The sequence below is a fragment of the Agromyces neolithicus genome (genome assembly GCF_039529735.1).
Classification (GTDB): domain Bacteria; phylum Actinomycetota; class Actinomycetes; order Actinomycetales; family Microbacteriaceae; genus Agromyces; species Agromyces neolithicus.
Genome location: NZ_BAAANJ010000004.1, coordinates 444,862 through 452,137, shown reverse-complemented (window position 1 = coordinate 452,137; position 7,276 = coordinate 444,862). Strand labels below are relative to the sequence as shown.

Annotated in this window: 6 protein-coding genes and 1 pseudogene; 5 read left to right on the top strand and 2 right to left on the bottom strand. The window is 67.4% G+C overall.

The genetic code is table 11. The features are described from left to right. The 4 genes and pseudogenes from ABD164_RS07580 to ABD164_RS07565 all read left to right on the top strand — a co-directional run. On the top strand, positions 1–437 hold a 437-nt coding region (locus ABD164_RS07580; protein WP_344295059.1), incomplete at its 5' end, for a family 1 glycosylhydrolase. Continuing rightward, complete coding sequence (locus ABD164_RS07575; RefSeq protein WP_344295058.1) at positions 434–1,657, top strand: MFS transporter; 1,224 nt, start codon at positions 434–436, stop codon at positions 1,655–1,657. The genes ABD164_RS07580 and ABD164_RS07575, both read left to right, overlap by 4 nt. A 20-nt stretch (positions 1,658–1,677) precedes the next feature. Next, entirely contained in the window at positions 1,678–3,441 is a 1,764-nt protein-coding gene (locus ABD164_RS07570) for a sulfatase (protein ID WP_344295056.1), read from the top strand. An 82-nt stretch (positions 3,442–3,523) separates the two neighbouring features. Further along, positions 3,524–4,077 (top strand): annotated as a pseudogene (locus ABD164_RS07565) (amino acid ABC transporter ATP-binding protein); the annotation flags it as partial. A gap of 44 nt (positions 4,078–4,121) precedes the next feature. Here ABD164_RS07565 and ABD164_RS07560 read toward each other — a convergent pair. Together ABD164_RS07560 and ABD164_RS07555 are read right to left on the bottom strand one after the other, a co-directional pair. Beyond that, positions 4,122–5,297: an SGNH/GDSL hydrolase family protein gene (locus ABD164_RS07560; RefSeq protein ID WP_344295055.1), complete on the bottom strand. Its 1,176-nt coding sequence runs from the start codon at positions 5,295–5,297 to the stop codon at positions 4,122–4,124. Further along, a complete protein-coding gene (locus ABD164_RS07555; RefSeq protein ID WP_344295053.1) occupies positions 5,294–5,878 on the bottom strand; it encodes a TetR/AcrR family transcriptional regulator in 585 nt (194 codons plus the stop codon). Before ABD164_RS07555 ends, ABD164_RS07560 begins: the two co-directional genes overlap by 4 nt. 233 nt (positions 5,879–6,111) lie before the next feature. Between ABD164_RS07555 and ABD164_RS07550 the strand changes: the two genes are divergently transcribed. Further along, the gene (locus ABD164_RS07550) at positions 6,112–7,242 is read left to right on the top strand and encodes an acyl-CoA dehydrogenase family protein (RefSeq protein ID WP_344295051.1); all 1,131 of its coding nucleotides are present in this window, start codon (positions 6,112–6,114) and stop codon (positions 7,240–7,242) included. Positions 7,243–7,276: the final 34 nt, after the last annotated feature.

Sequence of the window (7,276 nt, the reverse complement as noted above, 5' to 3'; positions counted from 1 at the left end):
AGGAGTTCGAGGGTGTGCCGACGACGGCGTTCGGCTGGCCGATCGTGCCCGGCGGGTTCGCCCGCTCCCTCGCCGAGGTGCAGGAACGTTATGGCGAGTCGCTGCCGCCGGTCTACATCACGGAGAACGGCGCGAGCTTCGACGACGTGATCGCTGCCGATGGCTCGGTCCCCGATCCCGAACGAGTGGCCTTCCTCAGCGATCACCTCGAGGCTGCGCTGGATGCGGTCGCCCCGGGCGGCGCCGCAGCCGGACTCGAGCTGCGTGGCTACTTCGTGTGGTCGCTCATGGACAACTGGGAGTGGGCCGCAGGGTTCACGCAACGGTTCGGTCTCGTGCACGTCGACTTCGCCACCGGAACACGCACGCCCAAGACCTCGTTCCACTGGCTCCGCAGCATCCTCGCCGCGCGCGGTGACGCGTCGCTGAGCGCATGAGCGCGGCCGCCGTGCCGGCGGACACCACAGCCGCCTTGGTGCAGACACCGGTGACGCGCGGGTGGCTGCTCGGGTTCGCCGGGGCGTGGTTCGGCTTCTGGCTGCTGATGATGCTGCCGGGCCAATTCATGGTGGTGAAGCTCGCGAGCCTGATCGACCCATCTGAGAAGGTGGGCGTGTCATCGTTCCTCATCGCGGAGATGTCGATCGTCGTCGTGCTCGCCGTGCCGCTGATCGGGTGGTGGTGCGACCGGAGCAACCCGAGGTTCGGTCGCCGCCGCACCTGGGCGCTCGGCGGATTCGTCACGGCGACCTCCGCGTTCGCGCTGGTGGGGATCCAGGAGTCATGGCAGGCTGCGGCAGTGCTGCTGGGCGTGGTTGCGATCGGGCAGTCCTCGGTGCTCGTCTCGCTGGCGGCGATGATCGCCGACCAGGTGCCAATCGAGCAACGGGGCCGCGCTTCGGCGGCCATGGGCATTCCCCAGGTGATCGCGCTCGCGCTCGGCATGGTCATCGTCACCGAGCTCGTACCGCAGGTGGGGCCGAGCTGGTTCGTCATCGCGGCGTTGGCGATGCTCGCGCCGCTGCCGTTCCTCCTCGGGTTCTCCGAGCCGAGAATCGACATCTCTCCGCGGCCGGTGCGGCGCAGGCTCCAATGGTCGAGCGCGAACCGCGACTTCGCCTGGGCGGGCGTTTCGCGGGTGCTCGTCAACGCGGGCAACCTCGTCGGCACGACCTATCTGCTCTACTTCCTTGTCGACGTGCTCCGACTCGACGATGCCGACAGTGCGCTGATGGTGCTGATCCTCGTCTACCTCGTGGCCAGTGCGCTGGCCTCATGGGCGGGTGGAGCGCTCACCGACCGACTGCGCTCGCGCCGGGTCTTCGTCGTGGTCGCCGCGGGTCTGCAGGTCGCCGCGGCGCTCACCCTCGCCTTCTCGCCGGCCTGGACGTCGAGCCTCGTCGCCGCGGTGCTGCTCGGGCTCGGTTACGGCCTGTTCCTCGCGGTCGATCAGGCGCTGCTCACCGACGTGCTGCCCGACGAGACCACCAGGGCACGCGATCTCGGCATCGTCAACTCGGTTCAGCATCTGCCGATCGCCCCGCTCGTCGGATGGCTCGTGCTCGCGGTCGCGGGCTACACGGAGCTCTACGTCATCGCCGCGGTCATCATGGCGCTGGGTGGGCTCGCCGTGACCCGTATCCGTTCGGTCCGTTGACCCGTTCCACAGGAGAATCGATGAAAGCCATCGTCGTGATGTTCGACACCCTGAACCGGCGCTTCCTGCCGCCCTACGGTGCCGAGGGGGTGCACGCGCCCAACTTCGAGCGGCTCGCTCGGCGCACCGTGCAGTTCGCGAACTGCTACGGAGGCAGCATGCCCTGCATGCCCACACGTCGCAAGATGCACACGGGGCGCGTCAACTTCCTGCACCGCGGGTGGGGGCCGCTCGAGCCGTTCGACGACTCGGTGCCGCAGTTGCTGGGCGAAGCGGGAGTGCACACGCACCTCGTGACCGACCACCAGCACTACTGGCTCGACGGCGGTGCCACGTACCATCCGCGATTCCGGACCTTCGAGTTCTTCCGCGGGCAGGAGGGCGACGAGTGGAAGGGACAGGTCGCCGACCCCGATCTCGCAAACGTGACCCCCTACGCCTCCAACCGTGAGCTGCGGAGGCAGGATGCGGTCAACCGGCAGTACCTGAAAGACGAGGCGGATCACCCGCAGACGCTGACGTTCGACGCCGGGCTCGAGTTCATCGAAGTCAACCGTGACAATGACGGGTGGATGCTGCAGATCGAGACCTTCGATCCCCACGAGCCGTTCTTCAGCTACGCGCAGTACCACGAGCTGTACGGCACGCCGACGGTCACGTCGGTCCCCGACTTCGATTGGCCCGACTACAAACAGGTCACCGAGTCATCCGGTGAGATCGACCACCTGCGCGACCGTTACCTCGCGCTGCTGTCGAAGTGCGACGCGTCGCTCGGCCGCGTGCTCGACGCGATGGACGAGCACCAGATGTGGGACGACACGATGCTCATCGTCTGCACCGACCACGGCCTACTGCTCGGCGAGCATGACTGGCTCGGCAAGAACGTGCCGCCGTTCTACGACGAGACGATCCACACCCCGCTGTTCGTGTGGAATCCGCGGCATCCGGCCGCAGGCGAGGTTCGCGATGCGTTGGTGCAGACGATCGACTTCGGCCCGACCCTGCTCGACTTCTTCGGGGTCTCCCGCACGCGCGACATGCAAGGGCACTCGCTCGCGGGTGTCATCCACGACGACACGCCGATACGCGAGGCCGCACTCTTCGGCATCCACGGCGGCCACGCCAACGTGACCGACGGTCGGTACGTGTACATGCGGGCCTGTGTCACCCCCGACAACCAGCCGCTCGCCGAGTACACCCTCATGCCGATGAACATGCGGGGGCGGATCGGACCCGAGGTGCTGAGCCGAGCCGAACTCGTCGAACCTCGCCCGTTCACGAAGGGGATGCCGGTGCTGAAGCTCCCGGCCTTCGCGCCGACCAATCCCGCTGCGTTCGGGTCGCTGCTGTTCGACCTCGAGAACGACCCGGGGCAGAACGCGCCGATCGTCGACGACGAGCTCGAGTTGCGGATGCTGCGCCTGCTCGTCGATCTCATGCGAGAGGCGGATGCCCCGGCCGAACAGTACGTGCGGCTCGGCCTCCCCGAACGCGGAGAACCGGGCGAAGAGCACCTGGTGCTCGGGCGCGACACGGCCCAGACGGCCCCCGTCAGCGACGTCGACGATCTCGCGTCGTTGGAAGGCAGCGTGCTCGCCACGCGCACGGTACGTGAATTACTCGCGGATGCCGCGGTGCTGGCGTTGCTGCGCGAAGAGCTCGGCGCGATCGTCGATGGGCCGCTGCCCGACGAAGCGCTCGGCATGACGCTCGTGCAGATCGCGACGGTCACCGCGGGTCTCGTGCCGGCTGCGGCGCTGCACCGAATCGCGCAGCGGATCTGATGGCGGCGGGAAGGATCCGTCACGGGTCGGCGAAGCTGCTAACGCGCGACGCGAGTCCCACCCTTCCACACGGCTGTCACTCGATCGCATCATCGTTGACGGCGACCTCATCGGGTATCGGCAGGCCGGGCACAACACGCACGAGATGACTCCGAGGCAGATCGCCCGGCAGCGGCGGAACATCGGCATGGTGTTCCAGCGGTTCAACCTGTTCCCGCACCTGACCGCGCTCGAGAACATACCGAAGCTCCAGTCGGCATCGCCCGCATGCGGCGCACGTGGGCGAAGACGCGGGCGAAAGAGCTCCTCGACCGCGTCGGCCTCGCGGACTTCGCGGGCCACTACCCCGCAGGGCTCTCGGGCGGGCAGCAGCAGCGCGTTGCGATCGCGCGGGCGCTCGCGATGGATCCGAAGCTCATGCTCTTCGACGAGCCCACGTCGGCGCTCGACCCCGACCTCGTCGGCGACGTGCTCGACGTCATGCGCCAGCTCGCGAACGACGGCACGACGATTATCGTCGTCACACACGAGATCGGGTTCGCCCGCGGCGTCGCCGACCAGGAGGTGTTCCTCGACGGCGGGGTGATCGTCGAGGCAGGCCGCCCCGAGGACGTCATCGACCAACCCAGTCGCAAAGGATTCCAGCGTCGTGCTGGATTCAGCGTGTCCCAGATCGGAGGTCAAGTCCCGCGGTCGACTCGCGTACAGGCGTCAGACCATGCGAACATCTGGTTGGCGAACACGAGCTCGGCGAAGCGTTGCCCGATCAGGTGATGGGTCGCGTTGTCGGGGTGCAGGGCGTCGGGCAGCGGCAGCACGGCGGCGTCGGTTTCGCCGTAGAGGGTGGTGCCGTCGAGGTAGTAGAGGTTGGGGTCGGCGCGCTGTTCGACGACACCGGCGAGTTCGCGGCGGATGACTTCGAGGGTGAGGCGGCCGTGCGCGACGTCGGCCGGGTCGCCGGTGGCGATGAACCGTACCTGTTCGGTGCCGAGCGACGCAGGGTCGACGGCTGCTGGCCCGGGCGTCGTTTCGTGGATGCCACTGTAGATCGGCGAGACGAGGAGTAGCGGGGTGTCAGGGTGCCCGTCTCGGATCGTGTCGAGGAACCCGTGGACCGCCGGGGTGAACGCACGGAGCCGCATGGCGTCGATGTTGACGATGTTGATGCCGAGTTTGACGCTGATCATGTCGGCCGGACGGTCTCGGATCACGCGGGCGACGAACGGGTCGATGAGTGAGTTGCCGCCGAAGCCGAGGTTGTGGAGCTCGACGCCGGCGGCGCGGGCGGCGATGACAGGCCAGATCTCAGTCGGGGAGGCGGCGTTCGTGCCGTGACTGATCGAGCTGCCGTGGTGCATCCAGACCGGTGCTTGCGCGTCATGCGCGGCGAGCGGCGCGTCGGAGTGCAAGGAAACGAGATCGAGTGTTTCGTTGTACGGGAGCCAGATCTCGACCAGCTTCTCGTGCGGAAGCAGTCCGGTCATCGTGGTTGTGTGGGAATTCCCGTCGCGGAACGTGGCGGTGCCGGTCTGCAGGTCTCGTTCGATGACGTCGCCGCCGTCGAGGAGGTCATGCAGGAACAGTTGCCCGTCGACGAGCACGTCGATGCACCCGCGTGGCCGATCGGCGCCCTGGTACGCGATACGTACCGCGTGGGTGACCAGTTCGATGGTTGTCGCAGTCGTACGGACGGCGAGGCGCGCGCCGGACGGTTGAGATTCCATGGCCATCAGCTGTGCGTCGGGGAACTGCCGGCGTACCCATTCGGGCAGCCGGTGAGGGCGTACGCCGCGTTCGGTGATTTCGAGTTCGGCGATGCCGTGGATGAGGTCTGCGGTGATCGGGGTAGAGATCATGGGTTCTCTGTTTCTTCGGTTGGCCAGGCGCTGAGCGCGGTATCGACGGCCGCGATGGTGCGGGTCCAGGATGTGTCGGGGTTTGGAGTGCGGTGGTCGAATGCGCCGACCCGGTTCAAGGCGAGGTAGCCGTTGACGGAGGCGGCGACGAACCGTGCGGCATGCACGAGTTCGGACGCGGGGAGGCGGTAGCCGCTGACGACGGCCAACAGTTGTGCGGATAGTCGTGCCGCGGCATCAGATTTGACGGTGGTCTCAGTGGCGGGTCGTTGGACGGCAGTCCAGCAGCCGGGCCGGTCGGTTGCGTATCGGCGGTGAGCGTCGGCGAACCCATGGAGCGCGTCGGTGGTTGCGCGACCGGCGATCGCAACGGCGACCCGGTCGGCGAGCTCGCCGAGCGCGAGCTCTTGGACGCCTTCTTTCACGGCGGCGAGGTCGCGCACGTGGGAGTACAGGCTGGCGGGTTGCACGCCGAACCGGCGCGCGATGGTCGAGATGGTGATCGCGTCGTACCCGTCCCCGTCGGCGATGTCGGCGGCCGCCGACTGGATGACGGCGGTGGTCAGGTTGGCGCGGGGCATGATCTGAAGCCTACAGCATGTAGGTCTAGACCTATGCACCGTAGGCGGAGTGACCGATGGGGTGTCTGTGCGCGGCATCACGTGGAGCGGGGAATGCGCTCCCGGGGCACCGAACACGCAGTGGATCGATTCCGCCGATTTCGTGCTGCCAGAAGCCCATCGCCGCCGTCATCCGGTATGAAGAGAAGAGGCAGCCTCTCCATCCCGGTGAGGCGACCGGCCGAAACGGGATCATGACCGAAGAGCGCGACGCCCTGGTCGAAGCGGTGCGCGAGTTCGCCGATGCAGAGCTCGCGCCGAACGCGTCGCGCTGGGATACCGAGAAGCACTTCCCGATCGATACGCTGCGCAAAGCAGGCCAGCTGGGCCTCGGCGGAGTCTACGTGCGCGAGGACTTCGGCGGCTCGGGCCTTTCGAGGCTCGATGCGGTCGCGATGTTCGAAGAGCTCGCCAAGGGCGACACGGCGATCGCCGCGTACATCTCGATCCACAACATGGTGGCTTGGATGATCGACACGTTCGGCGACGTCGCCCAGCGCGAGCGCTGGATTCCGGGCCTCACCGCGATGACCGACCTCGGCAGCTACTGCCTCACCGAGCCGGGCGCGGGGTCCGATGCCGCGGCGATCACGACGTCGGCCCGTCGCGAGGGCGACGAGTACGTCATCAACGGCGTCAAGCAGTTCGTCTCGGGTGCGGGTTCGTCGGCGGTCTACGTGGTCATGGCGCGCACCGGTGACCAAGGTCCAAAGGGCATCAGCGCGATCGTGGTGCCCGACGGCACTCCCGGCCTGAGCTTCGGGCGCAACGAGCAGAAGATGGGCTGGAACGCCCAGCCCACTCGGCAGGTCGTCTTCGAAGACGTGCGGGTGCCCATCGCGAACCGCCTCAGCGCCGAAGGCGAAGGGTTCGGCATCGCGATGAAGGGACTCAACGGTGGCCGCCTGAACATCGCGGCGTGCTCGATCGGCGGCGCCCAATGGGCGCTCGAGCGCGCGCTGCGCTACGTGAGCGAACGCGAGACCTTCGGGGCACCGCTCGCGACGAACCAGGCGGTCATGTTCACGCTGGCCGACATGGAGACCGATCTTCAGGCCGCACGGGCTCTGCTGCAGCGCGCCGCGGCGAAGCTCGACGACGGGGCATCCGATGTCGTACCGGCGTGCGCGATGGCGAAGCGATTCGCAACCGATGCCGCCTTCGATGTCGCGAACTCGGCGCTGCAACTGCACGGCGGCTACGGCTACCTGCACGAGTACGGCATCGAGCGCGTGGTGCGCGACCTGCGCGTGCACCAGATTCTCGAAGGCACGAACGAGATCATGCGGCTGATCGTCGGCCGCGATCTCGTGAGCAAGTTGTAGGGTCGGCACAATCCACGCGGCCGCGCTGAGTTAG